Source organism: Pseudomonas sp. PSB18 (assembly GCF_014596565.1).
Taxonomy (GTDB): domain Bacteria; phylum Pseudomonadota; class Gammaproteobacteria; order Pseudomonadales; family Pseudomonadaceae; genus Aquipseudomonas.
In genome coordinates, this window is record NZ_NOIN01000005.1 from 414472 (window position 1) to 427532 (window position 13061).

12 protein-coding genes and 1 pseudogene are annotated in these 13061 nt (G+C 60.2%); 6 read left to right on the top strand and 7 right to left on the bottom strand.

Translation table 11 applies throughout. From position 1 onward, the window contains the following. Positions 1-92: 92 nt before the first annotated feature. Positions 93-1790 (bottom strand): cyclic peptide export ABC transporter, encoded by a 1698-nt coding sequence (locus CGA22_RS15015; protein ID WP_041024118.1) that lies wholly within the window; start codon positions 1788-1790, stop codon positions 93-95. A 34-nt stretch (positions 1791-1824) separates the two neighbouring features. Next, positions 1825-2886 carry a TauD/TfdA family dioxygenase gene (locus tag CGA22_RS15020; RefSeq protein WP_041024119.1) on the bottom strand — a complete coding sequence of 354 codons (1062 nt, stop codon included), beginning with the start codon at positions 2884-2886 and terminating at the stop codon, positions 1825-1827. Positions 2887-3233: 347 nt separating this feature from the next. On the opposite strand from CGA22_RS15020, the gene syrB1 reads away from it, so the two are divergent. The 3 genes from syrB1 to CGA22_RS15035 are packed head-to-tail and all read left to right on the top strand — an operon-like array spanning position 3234 to position 7302. Then, a complete protein-coding gene (gene syrB1, locus CGA22_RS15025) occupies positions 3234-5078 on the top strand; it encodes a syringomycin E biosynthesis L-threonine--[L-threonyl-carrier protein] ligase SyrB1 (RefSeq protein ID WP_188258636.1) in 1845 nt (614 codons plus the stop codon). Positions 5079-5095: 17 nt separating this feature from the next. Then, entirely contained in the window at positions 5096-6031 is a 936-nt protein-coding gene (syrB2, locus tag CGA22_RS15030) for a syringomycin E biosynthesis L-threonyl-[L-threonyl-carrier protein] 4-chlorinase SyrB2 (protein ID WP_041024120.1), read from the top strand. 59 nt (positions 6032-6090) lie between these two features. Then, positions 6091-7302, top strand: a complete 1212-nt coding sequence (locus CGA22_RS15035; protein WP_041024121.1) for an alpha/beta fold hydrolase — start codon at positions 6091-6093, stop codon at positions 7300-7302. Between the two features lie 515 nt (positions 7303-7817). On the opposite strand, the gene CGA22_RS15040 is transcribed toward CGA22_RS15035, so the two are convergent. Together CGA22_RS15040 and CGA22_RS15045 are read right to left on the bottom strand one after the other, a co-directional pair. Further along, positions 7818-8180, bottom strand: a complete 363-nt coding sequence (locus CGA22_RS15040; protein WP_041024122.1) for a GFA family protein — start codon at positions 8178-8180, stop codon at positions 7818-7820. A 144-nt stretch (positions 8181-8324) separates the two neighbouring features. Then, positions 8325-8666, bottom strand: a complete 342-nt coding sequence (locus CGA22_RS15045; RefSeq protein ID WP_041024123.1) for a carboxymuconolactone decarboxylase family protein — start codon at positions 8664-8666, stop codon at positions 8325-8327. A 108-nt stretch (positions 8667-8774) separates the two neighbouring features. Between CGA22_RS15045 and CGA22_RS15050 the strand changes: the two genes are divergently transcribed. Both CGA22_RS15050 and CGA22_RS15055 read left to right on the top strand, forming a co-directional pair. Continuing rightward, complete coding sequence (locus CGA22_RS15050) at positions 8775-9680, top strand: AraC family transcriptional regulator (RefSeq protein ID WP_041024124.1); 906 nt, start codon at positions 8775-8777, stop codon at positions 9678-9680. Between the two features lie 44 nt (positions 9681-9724). Next, the gene (locus CGA22_RS15055) at positions 9725-10411 is read left to right on the top strand and encodes a hypothetical protein (protein WP_041024125.1); all 687 of its coding nucleotides are present in this window, start codon (positions 9725-9727) and stop codon (positions 10409-10411) included. A 55-nt stretch (positions 10412-10466) separates the two neighbouring features. On the opposite strand, the gene CGA22_RS15060 is transcribed toward CGA22_RS15055, so the two are convergent. From CGA22_RS15060 to cynR, 3 genes and pseudogenes are all read right to left on the bottom strand, one after another. Beyond that, positions 10467-10922, bottom strand: coding sequence for a hypothetical protein (locus CGA22_RS15060; RefSeq protein WP_041024126.1), 456 nt, complete (start codon positions 10920-10922; stop codon positions 10467-10469). Positions 10923-11031: 109 nt separating this feature from the next. After that, a pseudogene (locus CGA22_RS27140) lies at positions 11032-11252 on the bottom strand (tyrosine-type recombinase/integrase); the annotation flags it as partial. Between the two features lie 108 nt (positions 11253-11360). Continuing rightward, positions 11361-12251 carry a transcriptional regulator CynR gene (gene cynR, locus CGA22_RS15065; protein ID WP_041024127.1) on the bottom strand — a complete coding sequence of 297 codons (891 nt, stop codon included), beginning with the start codon at positions 12249-12251 and terminating at the stop codon, positions 11361-11363. 110 nt (positions 12252-12361) lie between these two features. On the opposite strand from cynR, the gene CGA22_RS15070 reads away from it, so the two are divergent. Next, positions 12362-13021 carry a carbonic anhydrase gene (locus tag CGA22_RS15070; RefSeq protein ID WP_041024128.1) on the top strand — a complete coding sequence of 220 codons (660 nt, stop codon included), beginning with the start codon at positions 12362-12364 and terminating at the stop codon, positions 13019-13021. Positions 13022-13061 lie beyond the last annotated feature (40 nt).

Below are 13061 nucleotides of genomic sequence, written 5' to 3' on the forward strand. Positions count from 1 at the left end.
CGGGCGGGTTTGATGTCAGGCGTCTTTCACGGGTTGGCAGAGGTGTTGTCGCGACAACATCGCCAGCCGGACGGTGCAGTCAGAACAGCCATTCAGGCGCGCTTGTCGCGAATGGCGCAGTTGATATCGGAGACGATGTGCCCGTCCGCCAGCTTGATGATCCGGTCGGCCAGCTGGAAGTACTGGTCGTCATGGGTGATGATCAGCACCGTCTTGCCGCGCCGCTTGAGGTCGGGCAGCAGTTCCTCGTAGAAGAACTTCTTGAACGGCGGATCCTGGTCGGCGGCCCATTCGTCGAGCACATACACCGGTCGGTCTTCCATGTAGGCGCATACCAGGGCCAGGCGTTTCTGCTGGCCATAGGACAAGGCCTTGAGGGTCGAATAACCGAGTCCTTCGATCTTGATCTTGTCGGCCAACCCGAGGGTTTCCAGGTACTTGCTCGCCAGGTCCGGGTTGCCCTCCTCTTCGTCGGGACCGATCAGGCGGTTGAACAGATGGAAGTCCGAGAACACCGCGGAAAACAGATCGCGGTAGTCGCTGCGGCTCTCGTCGGTGATCGCCAAGCCGTCGAGCAGCACCTCTCCGCTTTGCGGGATATAGAGCCCGCACAACACCTTGGCCAGGGTGCTCTTGCCGCAACCGTTGCCGCCAACGATGTAGATCAGTTCACCGGCCTGTACCGTCAGGTCGATGGGCCCCAGGGAGAAACCGCTTCCGGCATGCTGATCCTGATAATGCATCCGCACGCCCTTCAGCTCGATGCTGTCCCAGGTTTTCTTGTGCTCGAGCAGATGCACTTTCGGTGTCTCGACCGCAACGGGTTCGGGGTGCGGATCGTTGATCGCGAAGCCGAACTCCGCGAGCCGGGTACAGGCGACCCTGCCCGCCGCCAGCACCGGCATCGCCCCCACCAGCAGCGACAGCGGCCCCATGATGTAGAGCACCGCCAGCACACTGGCGGTCATGACCTTGGGATCGACCGTGCTGACCAGCGGCGCGGCGAACAGCAGGCAACCAATCAGCAACGACAGGGTGAACTGGCCCACGTTGTCGGCGGCGGTGTACCACAGGCGCTCGACGAAGTTGTAGCGCGCCACCCGGGTCGAAGACGCCTCGATGGCGGAGCGGCCGAACCAGCGCCGGCGGATGCCGTTGAGCTTCAGTTCCTTGAGACCGAACACCAGGGCGTGGGTATATTCGTTGAATGCGGTGAATTCATCCCGAACCCGATTGGTGGACCTGACGCCGCTGGCGAAGAAGAACAGGTACAAACCCACGCCCAGGACCATCAGCGAAACCGTCAAGGCCAGGACCACCCACGACAGGTACGCCAGGTAAGCGATGCCGAACAGGAAGACCGTCGCCTCCACCAGTACCGTGGGCATGACGATCAGCGTCGTGTTCAGTTGCGGGATGTCGTTGGTCAACATGGTCAGTACGTTGGGCGGACCGCGCCGGTCTACCTCTTCCAGCGGCGTGGCGAGGATCTTGCGACACAGCGCGATGCGCAACCGGGTCATGATCCGCATGCTGGCGTAGGCCGGGAACAGCGCGGCACCGTTGCGCAGGATCAGCGCTATGGCACTGAGCCCGACAAACCAGTACAGCGCCTGCATGCGATCGCCGTCATTGTGGATGGCCTGGTTGATCACGCTCACCACCGCGATGGACGCGACCCCGCTGATGACACCACAAATCAAGGTGAAAAACGTTAGCCAGGGATGGTTGCGCCACAGCAAGCGCATGACCGAACCCGGCTTGGGTTTCTTCTCTTTCTGGTTTTTCATGGGTTGCTATCCTCGAATGAACTCGCGATATGGCTCAGGCCGGCTGCCAGACGTCGCCCCTGGCGGTCATCTCGCCCATCGCCACCACGATCAGGCGCGGCTCCTCATAGGGATCCCGTGCGTGGGCGGCCAGCATGTTGTCGAGCATGACCACGTCGCCCTTGCGCCAGTCGAACCTGACGGCGCAGGCCTCATAGGCGTCGCCGACCAGGGTCATGACCTCGTCTTCGATCGGTGTGCCATCGCCATAACTGACCATGCGCGGCAAACGGTCGGCGCCGAACATGTCGAGCAGGTCTTCGCGCATTTCTTCGCCGAGGCAGAACGGATGGTGCAGCTGCACCTGGTTGAAGAACGCCGCCTCGCCGGTCCGCGGATGCCGGATCACCGCCGGGCAGAGGGTGCGCACTTGCAGGCTGTCGCCGTCGAGCCATTCGAAATCGGTGCCCTGCTCCCGGCAACGCCGTTCGACTTCTCCACGGTCGGTGGTGCCGAAGAACGACTCCCAGCTCGGTTCGACGCCGGCGGTGAAGGTGCGGCTGTACATCAGCCCTTTTTGTTCGAAGCGTGCCACCACGTCCGCGGGCAGGTGCCGCAGCACTTGTCGGATGTCCGCCAGCGGCGTCGCGCCGCCGACCCGCGAAGGCTGTTCGCAATAGAACCACTGCTTGCGAGGCCAGCTTTCCAGGTGTGAGCTCTCGTTGTGGTAGAGGATCATTTCCCGTTCGGGATAAGGCGTGGAGCGATAGACGTTACGCCCACCCTCCTTCTTCGGCAGATCGCCGTAACTGCCATGCAGCCCGGGGGACAAGGCTTCGGCAAACGCTTCGAAGGCCGGCACCGAGGCGAGCTCGAAGCCGCGAAACAGCACCGCGCCGTGGCGGCACAGCAAGGCCTCGATAGCCTCGCGATGGGTACCGGCCCACGCCGACGGGTCCAAACCCGTGGCGATCGCTTCGATCACCACCGGCAGGCTCAGGCCATCGGCGAGCAGCGACAAGCGGACCTGCCCTTCGATTGCCTGACCGGGCCAGGAAAGCGAATCCGCCGTCCCGTCATCGCTCATCACGGGCGAAGCGTTAGTTTGAAGACTCATGCATCACTCCTGAACCACGGATCCGCGGATCCACGTCGTACGGGGCAAAACCAATGCGCCCCACTGTCGGGCAAGGATAGAAACACTGATCAACGGTGATGTCTGGCACCGCAAACCGGGACAGAGCCGACACGCCTGGTTACACCGTCGCTGTCGACCTTCATCCCAAAGCGGCTTGTCCCCATTTCCCGCGACAGACGCCGGCACGAAGTCGGTGCTGAAATGCGGCAGCTGCGAATCGCACAGGCGCATTAAACGATCCCGTGGGCCGCAGTGACGTCTCGAGTGCAACGGTTTTCGCAAACGCGCAAATACGCTGCGCCTGGCAATTAACAGGAGCGTTAGTCATGCCGATTAAGAACACTGGCGGATCGGTCAACCCCGCGCCAGCCCCCCTCACGCCCGGTGCATTCCTGCATGAAATCTTTACCGCCCGGGCCCGTGAATTCCCCGAGCGAACGGCCGTCTCCGACGCCTCGCGCACGTTGAGTTACGCGCAACTCGATGCGGCCTCGTCGCAACTGGCTGCCCGTCTTCGCCAGGAAGGCGTCAAGGACGGCATGCTGGTCGGGATGAGCCTGACACGCAGCGTCGACCTGGTCGTCAGCCTGCTGGGCATCCTCAAGGCCGGCGGTGCCTACGTCCCGGTCGACCCGCAATACCCCGGCAAGCGCGTCGAACACATCGTGCGCGACAGCGGCCTGAGCCTGATGATCGGCGAGCCCGCCGAGCTGGCGCAGAGCCCGTCCGTGCGCGTCCTGCCCCTGGCCAATCTGCTGGCCGGCCCGGCACTGGAACCGATTGGCGAGGTCGACCGCCGCAACCCCGACCAGGCACCGGCCTACGTCATCTACACCTCCGGTTCCACCGGCGAGCCCAAGGGTGTGCTGGTGGCCCACGCCAACGTCAGCCGCCTGCTGGAAAGCACCCAACGTGAATACGCTTTCAACGAGCACGATGTCTGGTCGATGTTCCACTCCATCGGCTTCGATTTTTCGGTCTGGGAGATCTGGGGCGCGCTGGCCCACGGCGGCCACGTGGCTGTCGTGCCTTACGACGTGTCGCGCTCGCCAACCGCCACCCGTCAATGGCTGGTCGACCGGGGCGTGACCGTCCTGAGCCAGACCCCATCGGCTTTCCGTGGCCTCGAAGAGGCGGACCGCCAGGCGAAGGCGCCACTAGCGCTGCGCTACGTGGTCTTCGGTGGCGAGGCGCTGCCGGCCACGGTATTGCGCCCCTGGGTCGAACGCCATGGCGACCGGAAGCCTGCACTGATCAACATGTACGGCATCACCGAAGCCACGGTGCACACCACCTTCAAGCGCGTACTGGGCCAGGACCTGGAAAGCGCGGCCATGGTCTCGATCGGTGCCCCGCTGGATGGCTGGCGCTTGAACCTGCTCGATGCCGACCGGCAACCCGTGCCCCAGGGCACCGCCGGTGAGCTGTACATCGAAGGGGCCGGCGTGGCGCTGGGTTACCTGAACCGCCCGACCCTGAACAGCGAGCGCTTCGTACAGTTGCCAGGAACCTCAAGTCGCGCCTATCGCACGGGTGATCTGGTGGTGTTGGGCGATGACGGTGAGTACCGCTACGCCGGGCGTTGCGACGAACAACTGAAGATCCGCGGTTTCCGCATCGAGCCCGGCGAGGTCGAAGCCTGCCTGCAAACCAGCCCCGCCGTGGCCGCCGCCCATGTGGCCGGTCACGATTTCGGCGATGGCGACTGGCGCCTGGTCACCTACGTGGTACCGACCCAGGGCGTGAATGCCTGGACCGAACAGGTGCGCAGCGAAGTCGCCGCGCTGGTGGCCGCGAACCTGCCGGACTACATGCGTCCTTCGGCCTACATCGCCCTGGCGCAACTGCCGGTCACCGACCACGGCAAGATCGACAAGCAACGCCTGCCCTCGCCCGAATCCGTTGAAGCCACCGTGCAACACGCGGCCGACGGCCTTACCGAGCAAGAGCAGTTCGTGCTCAAGGTCTGGTCGCAGGACATCGGCCTGAAGAACATCGGCCTGAATGATGACTTCTTCGACTTTGGCGGTACCTCCCTGGCACTGATCCGCTCCCTGAGCACCTTCAAGGCCCATTACCAAGTCAACCTGGACCCTGGCGTGTTGGCCAACGGTGCGACCGCCAAGGTATTGGCCGACTGCATCCAACGCTCCCTCGTCCAAGCCCACTGACCGAAAAGGAACAGCCCATGAGCAAGAAATTCGCCTTGACCCCGGAAGAACGCGCGTCCTTCGAGAAGAACGGTTTCATCGGTCCTTTCGACGCCTATACCCCCGAAGAAATGAAAGAAACCTGGAAACGCACCCGCCTGCGCCTGCTCGACCGCAGTGCCGCGGCCTACCAGGACCTGGATGCGATTTCCGCCGGCACCAACATTGCCAACTATGATCGCCACCTGGACGACGAATTCCTCGCCAGCCACATCTGCCGTCCGCAGATCTGCGACCGCGTCGAAAGCATCCTCGGTCCGGATGTACTGTGCTGGCGCACCGAGTTCTTCCCCAAATACCCCGGCGACGAAGGCACCGACTGGCACCAGGCCGACACCTTCGCCAACGCCTCGGGCAAGCCGCAGATCCTGTGGCCGGAGAACGAAGACTTCGGCGGCACCATCACCGTCTGGACCGCGTTCACAGACGCCAACATCGCCAATGGTTGCCTGCAGTTCATTCCTGGCACCCAGAACAGCATGAACTACGACGAAACCAAGCGCATGGCCTACGATCCCGATGCCAACCACAGCTCGGTGGTCAAGGATGGCGTGCGCCGCGGCTTCTTCGGCTACGACTATCGCCAACTGCAGATCGACGAGAACTTCAAGCCTGACGAATCCGCCGCGGTGCCGATGCAGATGAAGGCCGGCCAGTTCATCATTTTCTGGTCGACCCTGATGCACGCCTCCTACCCTCACAGCGGCGAGTCCCAGGACATGCGCATGGGCTTCGCCTCGCGCTATGTCCCGTCCTTCGTGAAGATCTACCCGGACTCCGAGCACATCGAGGAGTACGGCGGTCGCATCAGCCTTGAGAAATACGGCGCGGTCCAGGTGATCGGGGACAAGACCCCGGAATACAACCGCCTTGTCACCCATACCACCCGAGGCAAGAAATTCGAAGCGGTCTGATTTTTCAGTGCCATAAGACAGTGGCATGCGTAACGTGCCTGACAGGAGTCCCCCAATCCATGACTATTTCCACTGACGCAGCGACGCGCCTGTGCGAGACCGTGAGGATGCTTAGGCACCTTGCCATCCATCTGCCCGATCCCATTTGCCTGAGCTTTCTCGCTCAGGCAAATGAGCCGCCACCCGACCAGGCCTCCCCCAGCGTGAGAGCCACGGAACGGGCGGTCAGCGCCACCTTCGCACGCATCGGTGTCAAAGCCGTGCAGTACGTGCACGATGGCGAGGCGCAGCTGTCTTCCTTCGAGATGTTTATCAGCAAGAAAATCTGCCAGGCGCTGGATTTTTCCTATGACCACTTCGACGAGTTCGAAAGCGTCAGGGAATTCGGGCGCCTGGTCAGACACTTCGATTTCAGTGGTTCGGTGCCCGAGGTTGAAACGGTGCACCTGATCACCCGCGACAACGTCGCGTTGTCAGTGCATGCCAGCACGGATCAGAACCGCCCGGCGATCGTCCTGGCACTGCCCTGCGGTATGCCGTTCGACCTGTGTCGCGACTGGTTCAATGCCCTGAGCGAGCGATTCTTCGTGGTCACCTGGGAGACCCGGGGGCTGTTCGGTTCCTGTACCTCGTTCGACCAGCTCTCCGTGGACACCGATGCCCAGGTCGGCGACCTGATTAACGTAATGAACCACTACGAGCTGCCCAATGCGCACTTGATGGGCATCTGCGGCGGCGCGGTGATCGCATTGAGCGCCGCCGCCACCCACCCCGAGCGGGTGAGTTCCCTGAGCCTGTGGCACGGCGACTACAACCTTGGCGACAACAGCCTGCGCACCGCCCATCAGCAGAATTTCGAATGGCTGATGGAGTCGGCCGCCGTGGACCGCAACGAAGCCAGCGACTTGCAGGCGTTGTTCCTGGACCAGGCGACACTGGCGACCATTCCGGATTCGATCGCCCATGCGGCGCTCTACCCCTACGTCAACGAGGAGCTGTTCTACCGTTATGCACGGCTCAACGATGCGTTGAACAAGACCGAGCTGCAGTCACGGTTGGGACAGATCAGCGTGCCGACGCTGGTGGTTGCCGGCGACGCCGACGAAACCACCCACATCGGCGGCTCCCAGCGCATTGCCGAGTCCATCAGCGACGCCCTGTTGCATGTGGAGAGCAATGGTAGTCACCTGGCGTTCTTCGAGTCGACCCATCACTCGAAACAGACCGCCTTCCGCTTCCTTGAATCGACCCTGGAATCGGTCGCCGTCTGAGCTGCAAGACAGACGCCTGCCCTGATGCCCGTCAGTCGATCCTCAAACCTGTGGGAGCAAAGCTTGCTCGCGACTACGGTACGTCAGTCAGCAACAATGTTGACTGGTCTGCCGCTATCGCGAGCAAGCTTTGCTCCCACAGGTTTTGCGCCGTTAGATCCTTGATCTGACTGGCATCAGGCTCTGCCCGCCTTTGGACTCATGACCTGAGCACGGTGCCAACCATTGAGGTCGGCACCTTGTGGTTGAACAGACACATCCTGTTCAAGGCGGGCTGATGCCAGTGAGTCAAGCCACAAACCTGTGGGAGCAAAGCTTGCTCGCGATTACGGTACGTCGGTCAGCAACAGTGTTGACTGGTCTGCCGCTATCGCGAGCAAGCTTTGCTCCCACAGGTTTTGCGCCGCTGGATCCTTGATCTGACTGGCATCAGGCTCTGCCCGCCTTTGGACTCATGACCTGAGCACGGTGCCAACCATTGAGGTCGGTACCCTATGGTCGAACATGCAGTGTGCTCAAGGCGCGCTGACCACACTTCGACTTTTGCCATCGACCTGACGCAACGGCAGGGCGCGGTAATCCAATCCATCGATACAGCACGCATTCACGCTGAGAACCTCAGGGTTGCTGCGACGTCGGTGGTACACATAGATCCCGCATGTAGCGCAAAAGTAATGCTGGGCCACGCCGCTGTTCCAGCGATACAGACGTAGCGCGTCTTCACCACGGCTGATACGAAAATGCTCCCGCGGCACCGTGGCCATCAACGCATTGCGCTTGCTGCAAAGCGAACAGTCGCAACTGATCAATTCATCAAGTTCGGCCTCAAAAGCGAAGCCAACCGCTCCACAATGACAGGCGCCCGTGTACTTCATCATGGGTATGTCTCCATCGTCAGTGAGTTCGCCGTCTCATCGTAGTGGATTATCCACCGCGCTGCGTCGGAGGTTCGAAGATCCTGCAGACATTAAAAAGCCCCGATACCGCACGGTACCGAGGCCAGGTGCCTGCACCCGCAGGCTCTATTTTTTCAGCGAGTCGTACGCTTCCAACGTGCGTAACGAATAGATGTAGGCAGCACCGGCGTTGAGCGAAACTGCGGTTGCCAACGTAGCCGCCACTTCTTCGCGGCTCGCTCCAGCCTTGATCGCCGCGTCCGCGTGGACGGCGATGCATCCGTCACAATGGGTGGTGACAGCGACGGCAATCGAAATCAACTCACGGGTTTTCGCATCCAGCACATCGTTTTCGGCTGAGGCCTCGCCAAGGGCCATGTAGGCCTTGACCATCTTAGGGTTGCTCTTTCCGAGCGCACCGAAAGCCTTCTGGATGGTGGGTAGCAGTTCGGACCAGTTATTGAACATCGCATGACTCCTGAGCAAGTTGGTGTACTGTTTCGACAGGCTCAGTCTCCCCCCAGGGCGTGATTCGGGTTTGTCCGATCCACTCAAATTTTTATGCGAAGCGCTCAAATGCATTCGATCGATAAACTCATCAGCCTGGCCAACGTGCGGGGCAGCGTGGATCTACGGTGTCAGTTCCAAGGCGATTGGGCACTCGATCACCAGCAGGAAGTCTTGGGAAAAGCGCCCTATCACATTGTGTTGGCGGGAGAGTGCCGCGTCGAATTTCCGGACGGCCAGCGCCTGCCGATGCGAGCAGGCGACATTCTGCTGCTGCCTCGTGGGGCACCGCACCTCCTGCACGGCATCGGGAAAACGGCTGAGCCGGGGACCCCGAAGCTAGTGTCCGGTGGAACACTGCCGCTTTACCGCATCGGCCGCGGGAGCACGGACCTGGACATGCTTTGCGGAAGCTTTCACTACAATCGTGCCTCCCTGTTGTTCAGCGCCCTCCCCGAACATCTCGTGATACCCAGTGCGGCTCTCCCTGCAAGTGCTCCCCTGCCAGCGCTGGTCGACATGTTGCGAGGTGAAGCCGATAGCGATCAGGTCGGCACACATTTCTTACTCGATGCCTTGTCCCAGGCGTTGTTCACCTTGATCCTGCGCGCTCACCTCGCAAGCCACGGCCAACACACCGGCACCCTGGCCTTGTTGTCCGAAAAGCAGCTGGGCCGAGCCTGGCAGTCGATGCTGGCGGACCCGGGCTACGAATGGACGGTGGATGCGCTGGCCGAGATTGCGAGCATGTCCCGCGCAACGTTCATGCGGGCTTTCGTGCGGGTCGCCGGCGTTTCGCCTTGGGTCTTGTTGACGCAGGTTCGAATGGAACTGGCTTTCAGCCTGCTGAGCCATTCGCACCTGGGATTGACTGATATTGCGTCCCAGGTGGGGTATCAATCCCAGGCGGCTTTCAGCAAGAAGTTCAAGGAGGTATATGGTGAGGCGCCGGGGCGGGTGCGGCGTGGGATGTAATTGATCGTCTGGGTAGAGCGCTACATGAATGCGCAGGAGCAGCAATGACGGAACAGCCAGAAGAAAACAACCTATTCCGAGTCAGGACACCCGACGATCTCGACGCGCCTGAGGCACTGGGTTTTACCGCCTGGGTTCGCGTCTGGACGGAGCTTGGGGTCAGATGCGCGTCGCAAGAGACGCACGAAAAACTCATTCGGCACTACGACGAGCCACACCGCGCGTACCACAACCGCAATCACTTGGCCGAATGCCTCCAGGTGCGTCGACTCGTTAACGCTGCTTGCCAGGCCCCTGCCGAAGTCGACCTCGCGCTGTGGTTCCACGACGCAATCTACGACCCTCTGCGCAGCGACAATGAGTTGCGCAGCGCCCAATGGCTGGACGAAGTGGCCCGTGATATTGGCCTGGACGACGAAACGCGCCGCAGGCTTTACGACCTGGTCATGGTAACGCGACACGACAGCGTCCCGCAGTCGGTAGACGAGGCGGTGTTGGTGGACACGGATCTGGCGATCCTTGGGGCATCGTTCGAGCGGTTCGAGGAGTACGACCAACAAGTCCGCCGCGAGTACCTGCACGTGCCGATGTCTATATATCGCCAAAAGCGACGCCAGATCCTGGAGGGTTTTCTAATGCGCGAGCGCATTTATACAACCGCACCCTACTTCGACGCATTCGAGCAGCAGGCACGCGAAAATCTTGCACGTGCCATCGATCGCCTCGATTGAAATCGGATTATGCAGCAGCATCGACGCTTACCTCCACGCGCCTCGTCGACAGGGCTTACCGTATCCGATACAGCACAGCAGCCCCTGGCTTGGGTTCGAAAGCCGGCACAGTGCGCTGCTTGAGGGGCATACCCGTCGCATCCCAAACCAAGGTGTCCGATGGATACTCGTCCTTGCGGGTCATGGTGTCGATCTGCTTGACGATCACCTCCGAGCTTGCAGGCACTTCAGGGTTCCACCCGAATACGCCAACCCTCCCGTAGAACACGGCAGGTGCATCGACATCAAGACGCCGGTCTGGACACATCACCAGGCCGCGATCAAGCATGACCCGCAACGCGCCGACAGGCACCGCCTTCACTGTGGGCGTGGTGCGTTCGGTGCTGTGGCCTGGGCAGACATTGGCCGAGCGGGTCACCATGTCCTCGACCACTTCACGATCGGATTGGGCCTGCGCCGAAAAGGCAACGGCAGACAGGGCGAGCACTACAAGATTTGATTTCCAAAGCACCCGAAACCTCCTATGTAAAAAATACTCCAGCGTTGCGGACCGCCCCCGGTAAGAACAGCCTGTTGTCTGGGGGCACACTTGAAGACTACAACGGCGTTGGTTTGTTCCACCTCGTATGGCCGAGTAATAACTGAACCGCCCGCAGGTTCTTCGTCCTACGATAAATCAGTGATTCGTTCGTCTCATTGTGTGGGTGCCATACATTGCCGGATCAAGCCGTACGGCTTTCACCCAGCCTTTGACGATACGACCGTATTGACGAGTGGATAGAGGGTCTGAAGTATGCGGCCGGCTAGGAAAAAGGCAGTCCTCGCTGCGTAGCTGGGCCCTCTTCGCCCGTACAGCAAAGTTCCGAAAAAGGTGCAGTCTGTTTTTTATTGAGCCTGTTATTACCACGTCACAGGCCGGGCTTAGCTCCGTCCAGATTGACGAGCACAGCTATTGCACATTTAGCTGAACGGATACCTCTTTAGCCACCTCGATGAAAACTCGCATCGCTGCGCTCTGAAAGGCATCTTTGCGCCGCAAAAGGACGGCGGTGCGCTGCAAGCGCTCAGGCTCCAGTGCGATGGCCACCAGATCGTCATGGGCCAACGCGATTTTGGCCGGCAATAAAGTCGATAGATTCGTCCTACGAACGATTTCGATCACTGCACCGAGGGCATTGGCCTCCATTTGCACCTGAGGGCGAATCGCGTGTTTGCGGCAGTAGCGATCGATTTGTTCGCGGGTTGCAAACTCTGGGCTGAGCAGAATCAGGGACTCGGCATTCAGAGCCTGCAATCCAATGGACCGCTCCTCGGCCAAGCGGTGTCTGCGACTCACCACTAAAGCGAGGGTTTCGCTCAGCAAAGGGATGGCATCAATATTCGGTGTATTTATTTCATCGAACGCGATCCCAGCGTCCAATTCTCCAACCAAAAGCAATTCCTCGATGCGCTCTTGGGAAATCTCCTTCAGGTTGAGAGTGATCTTAGGATACCGAGAGTGAAATGCTTCGATCACGGGCCCTACCAGATAAGTCGTGAACGTGGGCGTCACGGCCACGCGCAATGAGCCTCGAGAGAGATCGCTCACATCGTGGATGGCGCTTTTAGCATCTCGCAATTCCTGATAAGCACGGCGCGCATACAGAAGATAGACGTCTCCCGCGTCAGTCAAGCGAGTTGTGCGTCCTGAGCGGTCGAACAACTGGGCTCCAAGACTTTCTTCCAACTGTTTCACCTGCTGCGAAAGGGCTGGCTGAGACACGTGCAGCGCCGCTGCGGCCTTCGTGAAGCTGAGATGTTCCGCAACCGCGAGGAAGTATTGGATATGACGAGCAAGCATGATTTCACTCATAAGATAATCTGATGAACACCATAATAAATGAGACTTTTATCTTATGTAATGTGTTGCTTAATCTTTGTTTCACACCCAGAGACATTGAGACAGCAACCATGAAAGCGATCATCGACGGTTTTCTGAAATTCCAAAAAAACGCCTTCCCTGAGCGGGTCAAACTGTTCAAGGACTTGGCTAATCAGCAGAGCCCAAGAGCGTTGTTCATCTCTTGCTCAGATAGCCGATTGGTGCCTGAACTCGTCACCCAGCGCGAGCCAGGCGATCTGTTTGTAATCCGCAATGCCGGCAACATCGTGCCGTCATATGGCCCGGAGCCGGGTGGCGTTTCGGCCTCTGTTGAATATGCGGTCGCCGCTCTCCAGGTCGCAGACATCGTGATCTGCGGCCACTCCGACTGCGGCGCGATGACCGCCATAGCAACGTGCAAGTGTCTGGATCACATGCCTGCCGTTGCCGGATGGCTCCGTTACGCCGACTCGGCCAAGGTGGTTAACGAAGCCCGCAAACATGCGGATCTACCGAGCAAAGTTACGTCCATGGTGCGTGAAAACGTCATCGCGCAACTGGCCAACCTCCAGACACATCCATCCGTTCGCCTGGCTCTCGAAGAAGGCCGCGTCACCCTGCATGGTTGGATCTATGACATCGAGAGCGGGCGTATCGACGCCTTCGATGGCAATACCGGGACTTTCGTGCCCCTCGCAGAGAACCCCGAAGTTCACGCCGTTTCCCAGCAAGCCAGGCACGTCGCCTGAAACCCGTAGCTGTAACCCTTACTAACCTAGGAGATTCGCC

Excerpts from the sequence above, each read along its gene's own strand:
- CGA22_RS15045 (WP_041024123.1), bottom strand. The coding sequence starts at position 8,666 with ATGTTCAATAACTGGTCCGAACTGCTACCCACCATCCAGAAGGCTTTC.
- CGA22_RS15055 (WP_041024125.1), top strand. The coding sequence starts at position 9,725 with ATGACGGAACAGCCAGAAGAAAACAACCTATTCCGAGTCAGGACACCC.
- CGA22_RS15020 (WP_041024119.1), bottom strand. The coding sequence starts at position 2,886 with ATGAGTCTTCAAACTAACGCTTCGCCCGTGATGAGCGATGACGGGACG.
- CGA22_RS15050 (WP_041024124.1), top strand. The coding sequence starts at position 8,775 with ATGCATTCGATCGATAAACTCATCAGCCTGGCCAACGTGCGGGGCAGC.
- CGA22_RS15035 (WP_041024121.1), top strand. The coding sequence starts at position 6,091 with ATGACTATTTCCACTGACGCAGCGACGCGCCTGTGCGAGACCGTGAGG.
- CGA22_RS15015 (WP_041024118.1), bottom strand. The coding sequence starts at position 1,790 with ATGAAAAACCAGAAAGAGAAGAAACCCAAGCCGGGTTCGGTCATGCGC.
- syrB2 (WP_041024120.1), top strand. The coding sequence starts at position 5,096 with ATGAGCAAGAAATTCGCCTTGACCCCGGAAGAACGCGCGTCCTTCGAG.
- syrB1 (WP_188258636.1), top strand. The coding sequence starts at position 3,234 with ATGCCGATTAAGAACACTGGCGGATCGGTCAACCCCGCGCCAGCCCCC.
- cynR (WP_041024127.1), bottom strand. The coding sequence starts at position 12,251 with ATGCTTGCTCGTCATATCCAATACTTCCTCGCGGTTGCGGAACATCTC.
- CGA22_RS15040 (WP_041024122.1), bottom strand. The coding sequence starts at position 8,180 with ATGATGAAGTACACGGGCGCCTGTCATTGTGGAGCGGTTGGCTTCGCT.
- CGA22_RS15070 (WP_041024128.1), top strand. The coding sequence starts at position 12,362 with ATGAAAGCGATCATCGACGGTTTTCTGAAATTCCAAAAAAACGCCTTC.